Annotated in this window: 14 protein-coding genes and 2 pseudogenes; 4 read left to right on the forward strand and 12 right to left on the reverse strand. The window is 70.1% G+C overall.

All coding sequences use genetic code 11. From position 1 onward, the window contains the following. Nucleotides 1-508: 508 nt before the first annotated feature. Nucleotides 509-850 (forward strand): DUF6233 domain-containing protein, encoded by a 342-nt coding sequence (locus IE260_RS39905; protein ID WP_189880839.1) that lies wholly within the window; start codon nt 509-511, stop codon nt 848-850. On the opposite strand, the gene IE260_RS39910 is transcribed toward IE260_RS39905, so the two are convergent. The 3 genes from IE260_RS39910 to IE260_RS39920 all read right to left on the reverse strand — a co-directional run bounded on the left by IE260_RS39910 (nt 847) and on the right by IE260_RS39920 (nt 5,213). Beyond that, on the reverse strand, nt 847-1,071 hold the full coding sequence (locus tag IE260_RS39910; RefSeq protein WP_308434748.1) for a hypothetical protein: 225 nt from the start codon (nt 1,069-1,071) through the stop codon (nt 847-849). The two genes, IE260_RS39905 and IE260_RS39910, sit on opposite strands and share 4 nt — an antisense overlap. Nucleotides 1,072-1,171: 100 nt before the next feature. Next, on the reverse strand, nt 1,172-2,521 hold the full coding sequence (locus IE260_RS39915; protein WP_189880840.1) for an outer membrane protein assembly factor BamB family protein: 1,350 nt from the start codon (nt 2,519-2,521) through the stop codon (nt 1,172-1,174). Between the two features lie 1,594 nt (nt 2,522-4,115). After that, the gene (locus IE260_RS39920; protein ID WP_189880841.1) at nt 4,116-5,213 is read right to left on the reverse strand and encodes a baeRF2 domain-containing protein; all 1,098 of its coding nucleotides are present in this window, start codon (nt 5,211-5,213) and stop codon (nt 4,116-4,118) included. A gap of 637 nt (nt 5,214-5,850) precedes the next feature. Here IE260_RS39920 and IE260_RS39925 point away from each other — a divergent pair. Both IE260_RS39925 and IE260_RS39935 read left to right on the forward strand, forming a co-directional pair. Then, complete coding sequence (locus IE260_RS39925) at nt 5,851-7,602, forward strand: pentapeptide repeat-containing protein (protein WP_189880842.1); 1,752 nt, start codon at nt 5,851-5,853, stop codon at nt 7,600-7,602. A 329-nt stretch (nt 7,603-7,931) separates the two neighbouring features. Further along, a pseudogene (locus IE260_RS39935) lies at nt 7,932-8,096 on the forward strand (lipase maturation factor family protein); the annotation flags it as partial. Nucleotides 8,097-8,100: 4 nt separating this feature from the next. Here IE260_RS39935 and IE260_RS39940 read toward each other — a convergent pair. From IE260_RS39940 to IE260_RS39965, 6 genes are read right to left on the reverse strand one after another with little or no spacing between them, the layout of a single operon-like run. After that, complete coding sequence (locus IE260_RS39940) at nt 8,101-11,115, reverse strand: alpha-mannosidase (protein ID WP_189880844.1); 3,015 nt, start codon at nt 11,113-11,115, stop codon at nt 8,101-8,103. A gap of 30 nt (nt 11,116-11,145) precedes the next feature. Continuing rightward, complete coding sequence (locus tag IE260_RS39945; RefSeq protein ID WP_189880845.1) at nt 11,146-13,152, reverse strand: endo-beta-N-acetylglucosaminidase; 2,007 nt, start codon at nt 13,150-13,152, stop codon at nt 11,146-11,148. Continuing rightward, nucleotides 13,149-14,417 (reverse strand): glycoside hydrolase 5 family protein, encoded by a 1,269-nt coding sequence (locus tag IE260_RS39950; RefSeq protein WP_189880846.1) that lies wholly within the window; start codon nt 14,415-14,417, stop codon nt 13,149-13,151. Before IE260_RS39950 ends, IE260_RS39945 begins: the two co-directional genes overlap by 4 nt. 28 nt (nt 14,418-14,445) lie before the next feature. Beyond that, on the reverse strand, nt 14,446-15,357 hold the full coding sequence (locus IE260_RS39955) for a carbohydrate ABC transporter permease (protein WP_189880847.1): 912 nt from the start codon (nt 15,355-15,357) through the stop codon (nt 14,446-14,448). Continuing rightward, nucleotides 15,354-16,250 (reverse strand): carbohydrate ABC transporter permease, encoded by an 897-nt coding sequence (locus IE260_RS39960; RefSeq protein ID WP_189880848.1) that lies wholly within the window; start codon nt 16,248-16,250, stop codon nt 15,354-15,356. The genes IE260_RS39955 and IE260_RS39960 overlap by 4 nt, the downstream gene beginning before the upstream one ends. Nucleotides 16,251-16,256: 6 nt before the next feature. Beyond that, nucleotides 16,257-17,549 (reverse strand): ABC transporter substrate-binding protein, encoded by a 1,293-nt coding sequence (locus IE260_RS39965; RefSeq protein ID WP_189880849.1) that lies wholly within the window; start codon nt 17,547-17,549, stop codon nt 16,257-16,259. A gap of 215 nt (nt 17,550-17,764) precedes the next feature. Here IE260_RS39965 and IE260_RS39970 point away from each other — a divergent pair, with 215 nt between their 5' ends. Beyond that, nucleotides 17,765-18,811, forward strand: coding sequence for a LacI family DNA-binding transcriptional regulator (locus IE260_RS39970; protein WP_189880850.1), 1,047 nt, complete (start codon nt 17,765-17,767; stop codon nt 18,809-18,811). A 425-nt stretch (nt 18,812-19,236) separates the two neighbouring features. Here the strand turns inward: IE260_RS39970 and IE260_RS39975 are convergent, their stop codons facing one another. The 3 genes and pseudogenes from IE260_RS39975 to IE260_RS39985 form a co-directional block, all read right to left on the reverse strand. After that, nucleotides 19,237-19,665, reverse strand: coding sequence for a hypothetical protein (locus tag IE260_RS39975; RefSeq protein WP_189880852.1), 429 nt, complete (start codon nt 19,663-19,665; stop codon nt 19,237-19,239). 275 nt (nt 19,666-19,940) lie between these two features. Further along, nucleotides 19,941-20,707, reverse strand: a pseudogene (locus IE260_RS39980) (IS5 family transposase); the annotation flags it as partial. Nucleotides 20,708-20,753: 46 nt separating this feature from the next. Beyond that, nucleotides 20,754-21,086 (reverse strand): hypothetical protein, encoded by a 333-nt coding sequence (locus tag IE260_RS39985; RefSeq protein ID WP_189880851.1) that lies wholly within the window; start codon nt 21,084-21,086, stop codon nt 20,754-20,756. Nucleotides 21,087-21,219 lie beyond the last annotated feature (133 nt).

The following is a 21,219-nucleotide window of genomic DNA, read 5'->3' on the forward strand; positions in this document are numbered from 1 at the left end:
ATCCTGATCGCGGGCCCCCGCAGCAGGTGCTCGGGCTCGCCAGCCCTGGAGCGCAAGGCCCAGCTACCGCTACGAATGGCCAGCCATCGCTGAACGTCACAGGGACACCCACTGTCCTGTGTCACACAGTGCGCAGGGTCACACAGACGCCGACGCAGCACAGGACCGGGAAGCTTAGTGATCGGGCACCTTGGCGGGAGGGGTTGGCCGGTGACCGTGGCTCTTGGACGGGCACGCGCCAGATACTGAAGTTCCTGGTCACTGCCGTCACAAAACGGCGGTAGCTGGTACGTCGCCCACGCCGTGTACTTCACCGACCGAGGCGTCGAGGAGTGAGAGAAGCGGCGCGGCGAGGAGGAGGTCACCCTTGCGTGGCTCGCCGACGGCTGGATGCGGTGCCGCCCAAGCCGCGTCACTCAAACTCCGTTGGCGCGCGCTCAAGATTCGATGTCACAGGACAACCCACCCCGGGACGACCGCGTGGTCAGGGAATCATAGAATCGAACGTGTGAACGATCCTGGTCCGACGCGTCTCGTACTGCTCCGCTTCCTGGAGCGCGTGCAGCTGCGCGACCTGGAACGCACTCGGAGATGGATCGCCGACGAAGAACGCCGCGAAGCCGAGCGGCAGCGCGGCATCGCGGCCCGGCCGGCCGCGCCCGACTGGCTCCTGGAACATGGGCTCAACGGGCACAGCCCGCCCGTCTACGTGCACGTCGGCGGCTGCTGGAACGCCGGGAAACGCAGCAAAGGCATCGTGCGGGACGAGGCGCGGCGGGCTCTCGCGGACGGGATCGCGCCGTGTCCGCAGTGCCGGCCGGACACGGAGCTCGGCTACGTCGACGGTTAGGCGCTGCGGCGTGGCTTGCGGGGCGTGGTCTTCTTCGTGGTGGTCTTCTTCGCCGCGGTCTTCTTGGCGGGTGTCTTCTTCGCCGTCTTCTTCGGGGCGGGCATCTCGTGGATGTCGGCTTCGGTGTCCTCGCCGCGGGCGGCCTTGGCCTTGGACACGGATTCCTGCAGGGCGGCCATCAGGTCGACGAGCTGGCCCGGCTGCTCCGCGGGCTCCGGCATCGCAGGCCGGTTCGCGGTGCTCCCGCTTCGCTTGCCGCGGCCGCGCCCTCCGGGAAGAGCGCGGCCGGCCAGACGGTCGGGACGGCCTAGGCTCCTTCGGTTACCACCGCTCGTAGCCGATGAACGGAGCGCCGCCACCCCGGCCCGCGGTGACGAGCAGGCCGTCGTGCTCGTAGATGGCGCTCACCGGGCTCGGCACCGGGTCACGGAAGTGACGCTCGTCGGTCTCGTCGCCGTCACCGGCGTCCAGCTCGATCAGCGTGGTGATCGCCTCGGACTGGGTGGACCACTCGCACAGGACCGTGACCTTGTCGCCGCTCGCCGTCATCGCCGCCGCCGGATCGCCCATCTCCTCCGCCCAGACCTCCTCGCCGGTCTTGAGGTCAAAGGCGATGACCGTGTGGTGGTTGCCCTTGCTCCAGTACCCGGCCAGCGCATAGAGCCGGTCGCCGACGACCGCCGTCTGCATCAGGCTGTTCGCGTCGATCAGGCCGTCGTCACCGCGGGAGAAGTCGATGGCGGGGCGCGGACGCCCGTTCTCGTCGAACGAGACGAACAGGCCCGTGACCTCCTCGTTCTCGTCGGACTCTCCGACCGCGAGCACCAGTGGGTCGGTCGACTCGATGGAGACTCTCGTCGCCGGGTCGAGGGGGCGCCTCGCGTCGATCGGGACGTGCCACTCCAGGGAACCCGTCGCACGGTCGAACCTCGCCACTGTCAGCTCGGAGACCTCACGCCTGTCACGTCCACCGGCGCCACAGGAAAGGACAACGAACACCCGCTTCTTGCCGACGGAAACGCTCTCCGGCCCGCACCGGTCGGGCAACTCGGCTATCCAGCGGGGCTTGCCGGTCCGCAGGTCCAGGCCGCGCAGGACGGCGTCGCCACGCTTGCCGTCTTTCTTCACCGGGCGGCCCTGCGCGTCGTATTCCGTGCCGCGCCGGTCCTGGGCCACCACGGCCAGGTCACCGCGCGCGTCCAGAGTCGGGGCGCTCACGTCGACCTCCTTGCCGTCCTCGTCCCGCGGGGGCTTCTGCTCCTCCCTCCACAGCTCCCGGCCGTCCTCGGCGTTCAGGGCCAGGACCGTCGTGCATCCCGTTCCAGACCGCCCGGCGACATCGCTGCCGTCCCCTCGCTGGAGGACGAGCACGGCCCCCTTGCCCGCGTGCTCCGCGGTGCCGCAGATCTCGCTCCGGCCCGCCGGCACGTACTCCCAGAGCTTCTTGCCCTCGTGCCCCTCGGTGAGCCCGAATCCGGTCACCGCGTCGTAGCGGCTGCGGACGGCCACGTCGCCGACGACCCAGTTGTCGTCGCCCGCCCCGACCTCCACCTTCCGGTCCTCCGCGGCCTCCCAGGACCGCAGCATGGCGTCCCCCGGCAGATAGCCCTCGGCCGACATGAACCAGGCCACGATCGCCCCGATCCCGCCCAGCACTACGGCCAGGGCCACCAGTGGCCCTACAAGTCCTCTTCCCGGCATCAAGCGGCCCCCCTAGAGCTGCACATGTCCCGACCCCCGTGCGGCGGCACCCCCTGGCGTCCGCCGCCGTCCGCCCGGCCTCCGGCCGCACGAGCGAAGATCATCTTAGGTGAGCGAGCCCGCGCACGCGTCCGGGTCGGCCCGGGCACGGGTGACGAGCCCCAGTGAGGACTGCGGAGACGACAGCAGACCGGGCGAGTCCCCCGGCGCATGGCCCGTCGCCGACATCTGCTGGTTCGTCGCCACCAGCCTCGGCGCCGATGAGCTGAGAGGCTCACGCCTGCCCGGACTCGTGGCCCACCCGAAGATCCGTACGCCGGGGCACGGCGTGCGTAGTCTCGGCGGGACACGCTCCTCTCCTTGCGGGCAAGGGCGATCAGCACGGTACGCCGAAGTGCCCGGCGGCAAGGTGCCCCGCGACGCCGCACAGGCGAAACGCCCCCACCGAAGTCCGGTGGGGGCGCCGATGGCGGGGCGAATCACCACCCCTGGGTCAGCCGCGGAAGAAGATCGCCATCCCGGCGCCACCGTCGCCGGCAGCCGCAGCGCGTCATGTTCCTCCAGCGTCAGCAGCGCCAGGCGCTCGTAGTGTCCACCGGCGCGAAGTCGATGTCGTCGAGGTCGAGGCGGTCGAGGTCAATGTTGTGCTGGTCGTCGTCCATGACCGGGCAACGTACCCAGACCAAGCGCGGTAACGCGCCGGGGAGACAGCATCAGCTCCGCCCGGCGATGCCGGGCGGAGCTGATCCGAGTGCGTGATCGTGAAGGGCGGTCGCCTTCGCGGCGAAAGGCTCTGCAGGGCTTCAGCCGAACGATCGTCCCTGCAGGCTATTGGTGAGGCCCGGGGACACTGTCCCCTTCACAACCACGCTCCTCCCAACACAGCCGGCCGCGGCAATGTTCCCGCCCCTACTCATTGCCCCTGCACTGCCGTGCGGCAGGACGGGCACAGCACTGCTCCGGGCCCGCGGTGCCGGCCGGACACGGAGCTCGGTCGCGCTCATGAGCGCGGGGGTCCTCGGCTGTCAGCCGGTGTTGAGCCTGGTAGTCCGTCCCCAAGGCATGCCGGTCCACGGTCTCCAGCCACCGGTCGCCTGAGACCAGCCGGCCGGACGTGCAGGCCGCGGACCTCGCCACCGCCCTGGCTGGGCTGCTTGAGCATCGGGTTGGCAACGCTGCCCGGGCCCACTGGTGCACCTCGACCTGCACGAAGGGACGGCTGCCCCCGCCCGGGGGGAGGACGCTCCGTACGGCCTCCAGGAGACGGGCGTCGGTCACGCCTACGGCGTGGACCGCGCGGACCAGGTCCTCGTGGGTCCCTTCATGGGCCGTCGGACTGCGGGGCCGTGGCGGGGGCGCCGGCGGCCCCGCTCGTGGTGTGTTCCAGGAGCCGCGCGGCGTGATCGTGCTCGCTGCCCCGTCTGCTCCAGGGAGTACCGCAGCGGGTTGGCCACACGCCGCGCTGCCGCTCTAGCCCAGTGTCGGCATGTTCCGCGCACGGCACGATCCAGGGCGGTCGGTCGCAAGGGGCGACCCGTGATCCGGGAGGCGCAGCGCGTCGGCGTCAGGACAGGGTCCCCGCGTCGGCGTACCGCAGCAGGGCGCCCACGCCCTCGGACAGCCTCAGCTCGCTCTCCGGTACGACGACCAGCTCGGCACCAGTGCCGACGAGGGTCCGGACGAGGGCCTCGTCGGCGCGTTCCTCGCGCGGGGCCCGCACGCCGAAGGACATCAGCTCCGCCTCGGTCAGGGCGAGCTGAGTGGGCTGGGAGCCCGCCCAGAGCCGCAGCGAAGACCCTGGCGGTCGGTTCAGCAGCAGTGCCGCGGCCTGGCCGCGCTGGAGGGCGGCGACGGTGGCGGCCAGCCCCTCCGTCATGGGTCCGTGCAGGGCACGTCGGCCGATGAAGGTGTCCACGAGTTCCCGGTCGTGCGCGGCCATGCGGCCGCGGAAGACGCCGTCGAGCTGCGGCTCCAACAGGGCGCGTCCTGTGTCGGTGGGGGTCCGGCCGCCCACGCGTACGACCTTGTCCCGCAGGGTGCGCGGCAGGCGGCGGATCAGTACGTTGCACGCCCACTCGTCCCCGCCCACGACGACGGCGTCGGCATGGGCGCGCCGCGCCCGTTCGTCCAGCAGGTGACCGAGCCGGACGCAGGTGCGGTGCCAGGTCGCCACCACGACCCCGCAGTGGATGCGCTCACCCGGGGTGACGATGGACGCGGGCCAGGTGCCGGTCTCCGCCTCCAGAGTTACCCAACCGGTGGTCTCGGCGGTCGGCAGGCCGCCGTAGCGGACGACTACGGCCATGTAGGGGATCTCCGGAAGGTGCTGGGTGACCAGGGGCATCGCATCCGGCAGGGTGCTGTAGCGCGCGGAGTCGTGCTCGGGCGGCCTGGGCAGCTCCCCGTCCAGGACGAGCGTGCCGTGGGCGGCGAAGATGGCCTGACCGTGCACCCCCGGCACCTCTGTGTCGGCGCCGACCACCTCCTCCAGTGCGTTCAGCAGCGCCCGGTCCGAACCCTGACGGGACAGACTCTCGCGCAGACGCCGCCAGCGCAGCGCGATCGCCCGGTCGGGATGCTCGACGTTGCGGGAGGTGTCCAGGTACACGGAGGCGAACGGGCCCGGCTCCGCGTAGAGGGGTTCCAGGAACGACAACCTCATCGCCACTCCTCGTCGATGGTCTCCCCTCCTTTGATGATGCGCGCCCTTTGATGATGCGCGCCCCGGGTGCGATGGAGCTCGACGATCGCAAAGCGGTGCGGAACGCCGGGCGGTCAGGCGCCGGCAGCAGCCCCGCCCATCGTGAACATGGTGGCGGCGACCAGGCCGTCCAGCACCGCCAAGCCTCGGGCCGGGACGACAGGCCGCTGAGCAGCTGGGCTCCGTAGCCGGATGAGGGAGCAGTCTGCGCGGGAGCATCAGAACGAGCACGGGGACCGCGATGGGAGCGAAGCCCATGCCTGTGAGCCACTGCACCGAAGCAGCCAGAACGACCATGACGCCCAGCAGTAGCTCGGCCGCTCCTGTGCCGGCCACAGCACACTCCTACCGTCATCGGGATGATCGGGACCGTCCTCGGCAGAGGACTGCCACGACCGCGATGGCCGGGCAGGCAAGTTCTCCGGCACTACGCCGAGGCTCTCGCCGGTGGCCGCCGGTCGGACCGCTTCCGTTGGGCCCGGCACCGCACGGCAACGCCCACGACAGGACCGGCCGGTGACGGCCGCCCCCGTTCCGGCGCCTGAGCACCGGAAGCGGAGCGGGCAACTGTCCGACCGTGCTCGTTCGTCCTTCAGGCATGACCTGTCCGAGCCCTGAACCGTCGCCGACCCCACCCGACTGGCCGTACTGCGGCCACGGCGCCACAACCGAGGATCCGGTCGGCTGCCGCGGAATCCACATTCCCGGCCACACCTCGTGCCTCGCCCACCTGGCTGACGCCGACCGCGACGCCTACCTGGCCGGTCCGGCCTCTCGTGCCGATGCCGTCTACACCGGCACTCCGTTCAGCCCGGGCTTGCTTCGCCAGTTGCTCCGGGCCTTGTGCACCCCGGACAACCGGTTCCCCTTCTTGGGCGATGTCCGGTTCGACCACGCGACCTTCACCGGCGACGTCTGGTTCGACGACATGACCTTCCCCAGCGACGTCTCGTTCGAAGGCGCGGCCTTCACCGGCGCGACCTCGTTCGACGGCGTGACTTTCACCAGCGATGTCTTCTTCGAACGCGTGACCTTCGGTTCGGACGTCTCATTCCTCGGAGTGACCTTCACCGGAGGCGCCTTTTTCCAAGAGGCGACCTTCACCGGGGACGCCTCGTTCGATGACTCGGACTTCCACGGTGGTGCCGACTTCGGCTGGGCAGCCTTTGCCGGCGAGACCTCTTTCCGGGGGGCGTTGTTCCGAGACGCCTCGTTCAAAGGGGCGCGTTTCGAGGCCGAGTCGCAGTTGGGGCCGTTGGCGTGCGGGAGGAGACTGCAGTTGGACGGTGCGGTGTTCACCGTGCCGGTGATCGTAGAGGCAGTCGCACCTGCGGTGACCTGTGTCCGCACCCGGTGGGCATCGGCGGCCACGCTGCATCTGCGCTACGCGGAGCTGGATCTGAAAGACGCGGTGCTGGAGTACCCGCTGACGGTGTCCGCCCGTTCCACACCGTTCTCATCCGGCCCAGGAGATCCGCTGCCGGAAACACTGCTGTCCGGTCACGACCCCGGCGTACGTCTGACATCCATCGACGGGGTGGACGCAGCGCATCTGGCGTTGTACGACATCGATCTCACAGACTGCCGGTTCGCCGGCGCCGTCCATCTCGACCAGCTGAGAGTGGACGGTTGGTGCACTTTCGCCAACACCCCCGGCGGTATCCACTGGCACCGGTTGCTGCCCCGGTGGTGGGGCCGGCGAAGCACGCTGGCCGAGGAACACCACTGGCGTGCGCAATGCGCTCCCGCTGCCCTGGCCCAAGGCTGGACGTCTCCACCCGCGGACACTCCCGTCCTGCGGCCGGCGGCACTCGCAGCGCTGTACCGGCAAGCGCGCAAGTCGCTGGAGGACGGAAAGAACGAGCCGGATGCGGCCGACTTCTACTACGGCGAAATGGAGATGCGCCGCCACGACACCACCCGGTCGCCGGCCGAACGGGCGCTGCTGACGGCCTACTGGGCCGTCTCCGGCTACGGCCTGCGCGCCTCCCGAGCCCTGGCCTGGCTGCTGGGTGCCATGACCACCACCCTGCTGGCGCTGCTGTTGTGGGGTCTGCCGGCAGCCGATCCGAAGCCGACCACCACGGGCCGCCAGGCCGCCGTCGGGCAGGAGGTCACGCTCACCACCGACACCCCCGACCCGGTCAATCCCACGGGGCCGTGGTCCGAACGCGTCACCAGCGAGCGCTTCGAGAAGGCTCTGCGTGTGGTGATCAACTCGGTGGTCTTCCGCTCCTCCGGCCAGAGTCTCACCACCGCCGGCACCTACACGGAGATGACCTCCCGCATCGCCGAACCCATTCTCCTCGGCCTCGCCGTCCTGGCCGTCCGCGGCCGCGTCAAACGCTGACCCCAGCCCTCAGCAGCCGTTGGGTGTTCGATGATTTGCCGCCCGACCTGGACCGCCTGCAGATGCTGCGGGTGTGGCACGTCATGTGGGTGCAGCGCATCGACGCGAAGATCGCCGCGATCCTTCAGCGGCAGGCGGAAGAGGAGCGCGGCCGGACCAACCGGCCGCGGCCGCCGGAGTGGATCGTCGAACTCGGCATCGGCACCCGGCACCCGGCGCCCGCCCCTGCAGGTCCACGCCGGCGACTGCTGCATGGCAGGCAAACGGCACCGCCCCGTCGACCGTGACGAAGCCCGGGCGGCTTATCGCCTCTGTACGGTTCGGCGCTTTCGCGCTTCCCGGCGGACGCGCCGCCCCGGTACATCCGCGCCCGTCTCTTCCGCTACCGCCACACGACGTGGCGGGAGCTGCGGGAGACGGGCGCGTGCTGGGAACGGACGTATGTGCGGGAGTACCTGCCGCCCACGCGCCTGGCGCAGACGGCACGCACGCCGCAGCTCAGGCCCGCTGCAACCGCAGGGTCATCAACTCGAAGGGACGCAGCCGTACGGAGATCCGGTCGCCGTCGAGAGCGGGCGGCTCGGTGTCGGCCAGTGGCCGCTCCAGCAGGTCGGTGACCTGTACGCCGGTGGCCGGGAAGCCGGTGGTGAGGGTGGCACGGGCGCGGCCGCCGTGGGCCTCGTGGAAGCGGACGACCACGTCGCCGCTGCCGTCGTCGGCCAGTTTGACGGCGGTGATCACGACCGCGTCCTGGTCGACCGTCACCAGCGGCGCGACCTCCCCGGCGCCGGTGACCCTGCGCTCCGGCAGGTTGATCCGCCAGCCCTCGCGCACCGCGTCGCCGATCCCGGCGCCCACGACCAGCGCGTGTCGGAAGCGGTGCACGCCCTGGTCGGTCTCGGGGTCGGGGAAGCGCGGGGCGCGCAGCAGGGAGACCCGCACGGTGGTGGTCGTGCCGCGGTCGCCGTCGGTGCGGACGGTGCGCGTCACGTCGTGGCCGTACGTCGAGTCGTTGACGACCGCGACGCCCCAGCCGGGCTCCTCCAGGTGCACGAAGCGGTGATTGCACGCCTCGAACTTGGCCGCCTCCCAACTCGTGTTGGTGTGCGTGGGCCGGTGGAAGTGCCCGAACTGCGTCTCGGACGCGTACCGTTCGGCGTGCAGGTCGAGCGGGAAGGCAAGCTTGAGGAACTTCTCCGTCTCGTGCCAGTCGACCTCGGTGTCCACCTCCAGCCGCCGCTCCCCCGCCGCCAGCGACAGCACCTGGGTGACGCGGGAGTCGCCGAAGGACCGCACGATCCGGACGCCGTCCCCGGTGGTGGTGACCTCGTCGGCGCCGGTCAGGTCGGTGACGGTGTTGCGGTAGAACTCGTCGACGTCCCAGGCGTCCCACATGTTCGGGAAGTCCGGGTGGAGCTGGAGGAGGTTGCCGGCCCCGCCGGGGGCGACGGTCTCGCGGTCGGCCTCGATGTCGTGGGCGGAGACGACCAGCCCGCGCTCGTCGATCTCGATCCGCACCAGCCCGTTGTCCAAGACGTACCCGCCGCCGGGGCGCGCGGACGGCTCGGTGCTCCCCTGCCCGGTCGCGGCTGCAGCGCCGCCCGCCGGGACGCCCGCGCGGGGGTGCGGGGCGGCGTTGAAGATGAGCGGAGTGTCGCCCTCGCCGGCCAGGGCGCGCTGGGCGGCGTCGATGATGCCGTTCAGCTCGGCGGCGATCCGGTCGTAGGTGGCACGGGCCTCCCGGTGCACCCAGGCGATGGACGAACCGGGCAGGATGTCGTGGAACTGGTGCAGCAGCACCGTCTTCCAGATCCGGTCCAACTCCTCGTACGGGTACGGGAATCCGGTACGGACGGCCGCCGTCGCCGCCCATAGCTCGGCCTCCCCGAGCAGGTGCTCGCTGCGGCGGTTGCCCTGCTTGGTCTTGGCCTGGCTGGTGAGGGTGGCGCGGTGCAGTTCGAGGTACAGCTCGCCGACCCAGACCGGCGGCTCGGGATACTCGGCGGCGGCCTTCTCGAAGAACTCCGCCGGGGTCTCCCAGGTGACGGTCGCCGAACCTTCCAGGTTCCTGAGGCGGGCCGCCTTGGCGACCATCTCCCGTGTGGTGCCGCCGCCTCCGTCGCCCCAGCCGGTGGGGGCCAGGGAGTGCCGGGCGACGCCCTTGTCCTTGAAGTTGCGGGCCGCGTGGGCGATCTCGCCGCCCTTCATGGAGCAGTTGTAGGTGTCGACGGGCGGGAAGTGCGTGAAGATTCGGGTGCCGTCGACGCCCTCCCACTGGAAGGTGTGGTGCGGGAACTTGTTCGTCTGCGACCAGGAGATCTTCTGCGTCAGCAGGTATTTGGAGCCCGCCGCCTTGATGATCTGCGGGAGTCCGGCGGCGAAGCCGAAGGTGTCCGGCAGCCAGGCCTCGTCGTTCTCGATGCCGAACTCGTCGAGGAAGAACCGCTTGCCGTGCACGAACTGCCGGGCCATCGCCTCCGAGCCGGGCATGTTGGTGTCCGACTCCACCCACATCCCGCCGGCCGGCACGAACCGCCCGTCCGCCACCGCCTTCTTCACCCGGGCCCACACCTCGGGCCGGTGCTCCTTCACCCACGCCCACTGCTGGGCCTGGGACATGGCGAAGACGAAGTCCGGCTCGTCCTCCAGCAGGGCCGTCATGTTGGACGTGGTCCGGGCGACCTTGCGCACGGTCTCGCGCAGCGGCCACAGCCACGCCGAGTCGATGTGCGCGTGCCCGACGGCGCTGATGCGGTGCGCGGAGGGCACGGCGGGCGCGGACAGGACCTCGGTGAGGCGGGACCGGGCCTGCTCAGCCGTGCCACCCACGTCCTGGAGGTCGACCGCGTCCAGCGCCCGGTCCACGGCCCGCAGGATCTCCCAGCGGCGCGGCGACTCCACCGGCAGCTCGGCCATCAGCTCGCCGAGCACCTCCAGGTCGATCACCAGCTGCCACACGGTCTCGTCAAGCACGGCGAGATCCATGCGGGCGAGGGTGTACTGCGGGTCGCTGCCGGCGGTGTCCTTGTCGCCGAGCTGCGTCGGCACGAAGGGGTGGTAGTCGAGAATGACGGGGTTGGAGGCGGCCTCGATGTGCAGGCGCACCTCCTCGCCGCCCTCGACGGGCGCGCCGATGCGCACCCACTGGTTGCGCGGGTTGAGTCCCTTCACCGGGGTGCCGTCGGGCCGGTAGACGAGGCCCTCGCATTGGAAGCCGGGCATGTTCTCGTCGAAGCCGAGGTCGAGGACCGCCTCGACGGTCCTCCCGGCCCACGCCTCGGGGACGGTCCCGCTGACCCGGAACCAGCTGGTGCCCCACGGAGCGCCCCAGCGGGCGCCCACCGCGATGGGCTCGGGCTCGGCCGCCAGTCCCTCGGCGACCGGCACGGGCTCGCCGGGCGCGTGCCAGACCGCCACGTCCAGTGGCACGGACTCGGGGTACACGGCGGGGCGGATGCGCTCGTCGAGGACACGCTTGAGGCGGGCTTCGACCAGGGCGCGGTCGTCATGCATAAGGGATGCTCCGTGGGTGGGTGCGGGTGGTTACCAGGGGTGGGTCACGGTGACGGCGTCCGACGAGGAATACAGCTCCCCCACCGCACGCAGTTCGAACCGCGCGGCGCGCTCGCCCTGCTCGGGTCTCAGCCCGCCGGCGAAGTAGGCGCGCTGGCAGGTGCCGCCGAGGAAGCGGCGGGTGCCGTCGGGCAGGACGCGGTGCAGGGTGTAGTGCCGCACCGCGCCACGCGCCGGCCTCCAAGCGAACCGCAGATCGCCGCCGCGGGCGCCGGTGATGCGCAGGGCGGTGGGGGCGGCGGGCGTCGAGGGCGCCGTGGCGCGGAGGGCGAGATGCCCGAGCCGCCAGCGCACCGGGCCCCCCTCCGCGGTGAGCCGCACACCGATCGCGTGCAGGGTGCCGGTCAGGCCGTCGAGCGGGACCGTCACGGTCCGCCAGCTGCCGGCCCCGCTCACCGGGAGATACGTGTACGGCGGTGCCGCCCCCGGGTCCTCGGGGTCGGCGGTGGCCACGGCCAGCTCCACGTCCACGCGCCCAGCATCCGTCCGATGCGTGAACTCGACAACCGTCCCGGCGGTGATCGGCAGCCGCGTCGCATACAGGTCCACGGTCACCGGCGCGTCGAGGTCGCCGTCGACGAGGACGCTGCTTCCGCCGTGCCAGGCGTCGGCGAAGTCGAAGCCGACGGCGGGCCGCCGTCCGTCGGTGCGCACCACCCACCGCCGCGACGGCAGCCGGTCCTGGAGCCCGAGGTGGTTCCAGGGCGCCTTCGAGGTCACGGCGCCCTTCTCGTACCAGCGCAGCCCGTGCCCGGTGTTGAACACGGTCGCGAACGGCACGGAGGTGACCGTCGACCGGTCGGCGACCGAGACGGCGGGCGCCCGCCAGGGGTCGGAGGCGTCCGGCCGGGACGGGTCCAGCGAGGCACCGGTCCAGAACCGGTCGTCGGCGGCGTGGAAGTCGGCCGGGGTCCGCCGGTCGGCGGGCAGGTGGTTGCGGGTCCACTCCGGCCGGTACAGGCCGATCGACGTGACGTGCGGACGGTCGGCGGGGACGATCGCGTCCCAGTTCTCGGAGGTGTTCCAGCCGTTCGCCTCCACGTCCACGCCCGCCCACAGCTCGTACCGGCTGCGACCCAGCCGCTCGGCCTCGTCGCCCGAGGAGGAGAGGCGGTCGGGGGTCCAGCGGAAGTCGACGAACATGTCGTCGGCCGTCTCGAAGAACGCCCGGTTGCGGTCGTTCAGCGCGCCCTGCCAGCTGACGGCCCCGTCGACGGTCATCGAGTCGTACCAGGTCACCCGCTGCCCCTTGGCGGCGGCGCGCGTCTTCAGCTCGCGCAGGAAGGAGAGCATGGCGGCGCCGAGGGCGGGGTCTCCGCCGCCGGTCTCGGCGTTGACGAACCAGCCGTCGAAGCCGTACGCCTGCGCCACGGCCACGAGCCGCTCGGCGAGCGGATGGCGTCCGGCGGAGTCCCGCTGCACCAGGTCCCCCGTCCACTGCAGCTGTCCACCGTAGGCGGCCGGCGGCAGGAAGATGTTGCCGAGGACGGGTACGCCGTGCCGGTGGGCGGCGTCCACGATCGGCGCGTTGGGGGCGAGGATCAGACCCTCGCCGGACGAGCCGCCCCAGAAGACCAGTTCGTCGATGTACGCCCAGTGGGTGAGGGCGTAGTAGTCGGCGGTGGGCGAGCCCTGCGAGGGGTTGCTCGCGGTCGTGCCGAAGGACACCAGGGACTGGATGCGGGCCTGGCCGGCGCGGGCCGTCGGATTCGCCGGTGTGGGGGTGAAGCGGCGGGCGAGCGGCACGGACGCCGCGTTGAAGGCGAGGTCGGGGTCCCGGTCGGCGCGCCAGGACTTCAGGCTGCGCCAGGTGATGCCCTCGCCGGGAGTGCCGGAGGGCAGGGAGTCGGGGTACCAGTAGGCGGCGTACGGCTGGAGCGGCGCGGCCTGCTTCTTCGGGGCCGCCACGGCGGGCAGCGCGGGTGACAGGGCGGCCGTGGTCGCGGCGAGCAGCACGGTGCGTCTGGTGGGGTTCACGAGCGGGTGCCTCCGTGGGGTCCTTGTGGGAGAGGGAGTACCTGGTCGGGGGTGAGCACGGTGGTGATGGAGCGGGCGGCGAGGTGGTCGCGGTCATCGGCGCGGGTGTCGAGGACGGTGGTGGGGCGGGCGCCGTCGGCGACCAGCCGGAAGAAGGCGTCGAAGACGGGGCCGCCGGGGGCGCAGCGGGAGCGGGCGGACGGGTCTGCGGGGACGACGAGTGCCGTGGTGCGGGGCGCGGGTGCGGCGTGTCTGCGTTCCCGCGCCGCGTCGGCGAGCACCCGTGCCAGGTCCTTCGGCTTGCGGTCGTTGGTCAGCAGGCCGAGCCCGTACTCCAGTTGCGGGAAGTCGACGAGGTCGCGGGAGACGTCGTGGGAGCACCACCAGGTGATGCCCCACAGGTCGGGGCAGTCCAGGGCGTTGGTGACGGTCGCCTCGGTGAAGCGGGAGGCGTGGCCGGGCGGGATCAGGGGGGCGGGGGCGCCGACCTCCTGGAGCCAGACCGGCCGGTGCGGTTCGCCGGCCCAGGCCTTGCTCAGCTCGATGAGATACGCGGCGTGGTGCTCGGTGGGGACGGAGCTGCGGCCGTGCCGCTGGGCGGTGCCGTTGAAGACCCAGGAGTGCACGGCGGTCACGGCACCGAGGCGGGCGGCCTGGGCGGGGGTGAAGGGCTGGTCGTCCTGGTACCAGGTGGCGTCGTACTCGGCGTGCAGGTGCAGTCGGCCGGGCGCGCCCTCCTCGCAGGCGGCGAGCATCCGCTCCAGCCAGGCGTCGATCTGCGCCGGCGTCGCCCGGTCCGGGTCCGGGTGCGGGCCCGCGGAGAACTGGTTGACCTCGTTGCCGAGGGTCATGCCGAGGAAGTTGGGCCTGTCGGCGAGGGCTGCGGCGAGGGTGCGCAGGTAGGCGGCCTGGCCGGCGAGGACGTCGGGGTCGGTGAAGAGGTTGCGCCGGTGCCAGGTGCGGGTCCAGGCGGGCAGGAAGTCGAAACTGCTCAGGTGCCCTTGCAGCCCGTCGACGTTGACGTCGAGCCCGCGTTCGGCGGCGGCGTCGACCACGGTGAGGAGCTGTTCGACGGCCCGGGGCCGGATCAGCGCGCGGTTCGGCTGGAAGTAGGGCCACAGCGGGAAGACCCGGATGTGGTCCAGGCCGAGTGCGGCGATGGAGTCGAGGTCGGCCCGCACGGAGTCCGGGTCGAAGTCGAGCCAGTGGTGGAACCACCCTTCGCTGGGGGTGTAGTTGACGCCGAAGCGCACGGCAGGAGGCATGCGGTGTCCTTGCGTTCCAAGTGGTGGTTCAGCCCTTCACGGCGCCCTCGCCGACCCCGCGGAAGAAGTACCGCTGGAGGCAGGCGAACAGGGCGATCAGCGGGGCGACGGCGATGATCGTGCCCGCGGCGACGAGGCGTTCGTCGTTGGCGAAGGTGCCGTGCAGATAGTTGAGGCCGATGGTGAGAGTGAACTTGGAGGGGTCGCTGAGCACGATGAGCGGCCACAGGAAGTCGTCCCAGGCGCCCATGAAGGCGAAGATCGCGACGACGGCGAGGGTGCCCTTGACCGACGGCAGGGCGATACGCAGGAAGCGCTGCCAGACGTTGGCGCCGTCGACGAACGCGGCCTCCTCGATCTCGTAGGGCAGGTTGAGGAAGGCGTTGCGCATCAGCAGCACGTTGAGGGCGCTGATGCAGCCGGGCAGGACCACGCCGATCAGGGTGTTGTTGAGGCCCAGCTCCCGCATGGTGGTGAACTGGGCGATGATGATGCCCTCGACGGGCACGAGCATCGCCAGGATGAACACCAGGGTGGCGACGCGCCGGCCCCGGTAGCGCAGCCGGGCGAGCGCGTAGCCGGCGAGCGCGGCGCCGACGCAGTTGGTGACGACGTTGGCGACGGCGACCTTCAGGGAGTTGAGGGCGTAGTCCCAGACGGGGATGGTGTCGGCGACCCGCTCGTAGTTGTGCAGGGTGGGGTCGCCGGGCAGGAACCTCGGCGGCGAGCTGTAGATGTCCTCGGTCGGTCCCTTGAGGGAGGTGGAGAGCTGCCACAGGAACGGGCCGATGGTCAGGGCGAGGACGGCGAGCAGCAGGACGTATCGCAGGGCGAGTTCCCAGATCCGTACGCGACGGCCGTGCTCGTCGGCGATCCGGGGTCCGCGGGGAGCCGCCGGCGTCTCGGTGACCGGCCGGGGCGCCTTCTCGATGACGCTCATGACTCCTCCCGGCGGTCGGCGCGCAGCACCAGCAGCATCAGGGCGACGGTGACGACGAAGACGACGACGGAGATCGCGGAGGCGTAGCCGACCCGACCGGTCAGTCCGGTGCCGGTGCGCTGCACCAGCATCACGAGGGTGGTGTCCTCACCGGCGGGGCCGCCGCTCGGTCCGGCGAGCAGATAGACCTCGGAGAACACCTTGAACGCGGCGACCGAGGAGAGCGCGCCGACGAGCACCATGGTGGAGCGTACGGCGGGCACGGTGACGCTGACGAAGCGGCGGATCGCGCCCGCTCCGTCCACGGCGGCGGCCTCGTGCAGTTCACGCGGCACGTTCCCGAGCGCCGCCAGATAAATGATCATGTAGTAGCCGAGGCCCTTCCACACCGTTACGGCCATGGCGCTCAGCAGGAGCAGCCACTGATCGCTGAGGAAACCGATCCGGCCCACCCCCACCGTCTCCAGGACCGCGTTGACCAGTCCGCGGTCGTCCAGCAGCCACACCCAGATCAGGCCGACCACGACGATCGAGGCGACGACCGGGGTGTAGAAGGCGGACCGGAAGAAGGTGATGCCGGGGATGGCCTTCTGCACCAGCAGCGCGAGCAGGAGCGGCAGCAGGATCAGTGCAGGCACCACTCCGAGGACGTAGAGCGTGCTGTTGCGCAGACCGATCCAGAACATGTCGTCGTGCAGCAGCTCGCGGAAGTTGGCGAGGCCCACGAACTCGCCCGGGACCAGGGTGCGCCGGTCGGTGAAGGAGTTGATCAGCGTGGAGACGAATGGGTAGAGGATGAACGCGCCGGTGATCAGCAGTCCGGGTGCGGCGAACAGCCAGGGGCTGGTCGGCAGTTGGCGCCGCACCCGGGAGACGGTGGAGGTGGTGGCCATGGTGCGTTACCCCTGCTGCTGGAGAAGCCGGTTGCAGGCGTTGACAGCGTTGTCGAGAGCTTCCTTCGGGCTCTCCTTGCCTTGCAGTGCCTTGGCGACCTCGTTGCGCAGCGCGGTCTTCATCTGCTCGCTGAACAGCACCGGCGTGTAGTTGACGGCCGACTTCAGCGACTTGGCGGCGGCCACCCGCACCCGAGTCTCGTCGGTGCCGTCCTCCTGGGTGAAGTACGGCTTGTCCAGCGAACCGGCGGTGGACGGGAAGATGGCGACCCGCTGGGCGAACGACATCTGGCGGGCGGAGTCGGTGACGAAGTGCGCGAAGGCGACGGCGGCCGGGGTGCGCTTGGTCTGCGCGTTGACCATCACGCCCATCACGTACATGTTGACGTGGCCGGTGCTGGTGATCTGGTCGGTGATACCGATGTTCTTGTAGAGGCTGGGCGCCTGCTTCTTGAAGTTGGCCAGGTCGAGCGCGCTGCCGGGGTTCATGGCGACGGCGCCGGTGAGGAACTTCTTGCCGGAGGACTCGGGGGTGGCGGTGAGCGCCTGCGGGTCCAGGGCCTTGGCGTCGTACAACTTCTTGTATTTGGCGAGGAGTTCGACACCCTGGGCGTCGTTGAAGGTGAAGGCGGTGCCCTCCTTGTTCATCAGCGGGACGCCGTAGCGGCCGAAGTCCTCGATGGTGGGCACGTTGGCGAGGGTGGCGACCTTGCCGTCGGTCTTCTCGGCCATCTGCAGGGCCTGGTCGAAGAGTTCGCCGTAGGTCTTCGGCGGCTTGTTCGGGTCGAGCCCGGCCTTCTCGAAGAGGGACTTGTTGTAGAACAGCGGGCCGGTGTTGAGGTACCAGGGGAAGGCGTACGTGCCCTCCATGCCCGGTACCTGATGGCTGGCCCAGGCGCCGGGCAGGTACTCCTTCTCGTACTTCGCCGCAGCCTTGTCGAGGTCGAGCGCGAGGCCCGCCTTGGCGAGCGGGGCGACCAGGTCCGGGGAGACGTTGACGACGTCCGGGAGCGTGCCGCCGGCCGCGTCGGCGCTGATCTTGTCGGCGTAGCCCTCGGCGGGCTGGTCGACCCACTTCACGTGGGTGTCCGGGTACTTCTCCTCGAAGGCGGCGATCACGTCCTCGAAGTAGTCCTTGAAGTTGGCCCTCAGGTTCCAGGTCTGGAAGGTGATCTCGCCCTCGACCTTGCCGGAGGCGTCGGCCGAGCCGCCGCCGTCACCCCCGGAGCCGCAGGCGGTGATCGGCATGAGAAGGGCGGCGACGGCGACGGCGGCGAATGTTCTGCGCGAGGTGGGCACGGTGACACGTCTCCCTGGGCAGCGTCGGAGGATGGATGCCGCCGACCATGCCGGGCACATTGCGGGAAAGTCAATGGATTCGCCGTAACTAAAGTCATCCACCGAGCATTAGTGCAGGTCACAGCGCATCAGTTGGGAATGTTGACGGGGTTGACTAATGCGCTTTAGGCTCCTGCTGCTCAAGCGCATTAGTCCACCCCGAGAAAGAGGCGATCATGCCTGCCAAGCGGCCCGCCGCGCGTCGGCCGACGATGAAGGACATCGCCCTGCGGGCCGGGGTCTCCGAGAGCGCGGTGTCCTTCGCGCTCAACGGCAGACCGGGCGTGTCCGAGGTGACCCGGGACCGGGTCCGCCGGGTCGCCGAGCAACTGGGCTGGCGGCCCAGCACGGCGGCGCGCGCCTTGTCCGGTGAAGGCTCGGCGACGGTCGGCTTCGTCCTGGCGCGGCCCGCGCACACCCTCGGCGTGGACTCCTTCTTCCTGCAGCTCGTCTCGGGCATCCAGGAGGTGCTGGCGGAGCGTCATCTCGGGCTGCTGTTCCAGGTGGTGGAGGACGTCGAGGACGAGTGCGCGGTGTACCGGCGCTGGTGGGCCGAGCACCGGGTGGACGGCGTACTGGTGGTCGACCCGCGCACCGACGACCCACGGCCGCATCTGCTGGACGAGCTCGGCCTGCCCGCCGTGGTGATCGGCGGTGCCCCGGACGAACGCCACCCGGGGATGTCCACGGTGTGGGCGGACGACGCGGGCGCCATGGCCTCGGTGGTGGGCGGGCTGTACCAGCTCGGGCACCGCCGGATCGTGCACATCGCGGGCCTGTCGGGGCTCGCGCACACCGAGCGGCGGATCCGCACCCTGCGCGCCGAGGCGGAGCGGCGCGGACTGACCGAGGTGCTGTCGGTGACAACCGACTACTCGGATTCGGCGGCCGTGGCCGTCACGCGCCGCGTCCTGGAAACCGCCACTCCCCCGACCGCCCTGATCTACGACAACGATGTGATGGCCGTCGCCGGTGTCGCCGCCGCGGCCGAACTCGGCTTCTCGGTACCGGCGGACGTGTCGGTGGTCGCCTGGGAGGATTCGGCGCTGTGCCGCATGGTCAAGCCATGGCTGTCCGCGCTGTCCCGGGACAGCGTGGCGTTCGGCCGCACGGCGGCCCGCGAGCTGACCGCCCTGCTGGACGGCGGCCCGGCCCGCACGGTCCGCGTGCCGGTGCCCCGTCTGATCGAACGGGACAGCACGGGCCCGGCCCGGGAGGCGTGACGCCGACACGGCCGGCCCACCGGCGGATCCGGCGGGATAATGGGCACCAATCGGCCTCGAGGTACGGTCTGTGCCATCGCCGGGGTGCTCCTGGCCCTGACGGCCGGCTGCACCGGCACGGACGACGCGTGGTCGAGTCGCGTGGTGAAGCGCGCGTATGGGGCGGTCAGCTGAGCGAACGGCTCGGCGAACGTACGACGCGGGCAGCCGCCAGCGCCGCAGATGAAACGCCGGACCGTCAGCCGGATCACGACGCTCTGCCCGCCGAGCGGAAGATCCGCAGGACTGGGTACTGCGGCACTGCGGCCAGAACCCGTCCCACCACACCTACCGGGTGGGTTGTGGGATCGGGCAGCGAAGCTACACCTCACCCTCCAGCCAACGTTCGAATGGCGCGACCTCCGACAGTTCGGAATTGATCGCCTTCAACCCTCGGGCGAAGTCTTCGGCATCGCGACTAGCTCACTCTGTTCAATGCTCTCGCGCTCTGGGTGCGGAACCCAGTTGGTCCGCGAATCGCAGTGAATCATCACGACATCCCCGCTTGGGCGGAAAGTCAAAATTCTCTCGACACCTTGCGAGTAGAGGTCCACCTCGACTTCGCGACGGTCGCGCACACCCATCAGAAGCGACGGGAGCTGCTCCATGAAGGCAGACAAGTCATACGCGACATCGAGCGGCCACTCATCAATGCCGAAGCCGCCAATGTGGAATGTGTTGCCCCCAGCGTCAGCGAGGACGCTACACGCCTCCATGACCAGGGTTTCGTAATCGTCATCCGGTTCCAGACTCGCCGAAGCAGGAGCCGCAGCACCAGACGGCACGGCCGGATTGAACGACACAGAGAAGCCCATCTCTTCAGCCTCCTAGTTCGGACCAATGATCGGGAATCCCGTCTTGTACAGCCCATTTGGACTCGGGACGATGGTGGCCCCCGCGCTTGGACGATACTCCCATCCGGCATGATCACCTGCCCCAACCCATCCGGAATGCGCACCGATCCGGGTCCGGCTCCTTCGACATGGAGCCCCTTCAGGTACTCCGCAGCGGCGTCATTATCTAGCCACTGACCTTGCTGATTCCCGGTGCTACGAGCGCGATCGGTCAGGGCCTTCGTGTTCTTCGCTCCGGCCACGGCCCGAAACTGCTTGAGCCTGCTGAAGCAGCGTTCGACCACGTTGCGGGCCTTGTACCGCTCTGCATCGACGGCCGGCAGCCGCCCGCCGGCCGATCCTCGGCGCTTTCGGTTGGCGATCTGGTCGGCCCGTTCAGGGATGACCGTTCGGATGCCGCGCCGCCGTAACCCAGTCCGGATGGCCCGTGAGGAATACGCCTTGTTGGCGATGACTGTCTGCGGCCTGCGACGGGGTCGGCCTGCGGACAGGCGAGGCACTCGTACCGCGTCCAGCAACGTGTCAAACACCGTGGAGTCGTTGACGTTGCCCGGGGTGACGACGATGGCCAGAGGCAGGCCGCCGCCCTCCGCTGCGAGGTGGACCTTGGTGGTCAGCCCACCACGGGTCCGGCCAAGCGCCTGGCCAGGCGTCTGATGTGGCGGATCTTCCAGTTCGTCCCGCGTCGGTGCCCCTTTTTGCGGGCTCCGTGAGCACGGTTGATCGCGGAGTCCACCGACACGGTCCACTCCAGCGCGCCCACCGCATCACCTTTGACCTGCACATTCTCCAGCAGCCTCGTCCAGGTTCCGTCCGTCTCCCAGCGGGCGAAGCGTTCGTTGACGGTTTACCACGGGCCATACGGCTCGGGCAGGTCACGCCAGGGTGCCCCGGTCCGCAATCGCCACAGCACACCGTTCACCACCTGGCGATGATCCCGCCACGGCCGCCCGCGACCATCAACACGTGGCAGCAGCGGAGCTATCCGCTCCCACGCCCGTATCCGTCAGCTCTCACCGACCCACCACAAGATGAATGATCAGGTATGGCTAGTCACCCATGAACCACAAGTAGCTGCCAGGCGTCGCCGCACACGCTTCAAGAAGCTCGGCAAGGACAAGCAGAGCCGCCTTCTGCTGCCCGTCAGTACACCGCTGTGTCAGGGCGGCGACTTCCTGACGGGCGACTTGGGCTTCCTGCTCGTTGAACAGCGTTTCGCCATATGGATCCACCCAGCCGAGTTTGCCCGAGCCGTGCCGGTCGAGCGTGCTCAGCGCCCTGGCCAACGCTTCACCGTGCTCGTAAGACCCCCGCAGCAAGGTCTCCCGGGACGACCCCTTGCGCGTGGGCCGCCCCGAGTGCAGCTCCAGTTCAATCCCCATGGCCCCTCCTTAGCCTCGGACACCGAAGCTCCGCAGAGATCATTTGTCAGACACGACCTAGTACTGCAACGGTGCTTGCCGTGACTGATGGCAAGGTCAGGGGCTGTGTCCGCGTCGTTTGTAGTGGCTGGTG

This window comes from Streptomyces viridiviolaceus (assembly GCF_014650995.1).
GTDB classification, from domain to species: domain Bacteria; phylum Actinomycetota; class Actinomycetes; order Streptomycetales; family Streptomycetaceae; genus Streptomyces; species Streptomyces viridiviolaceus.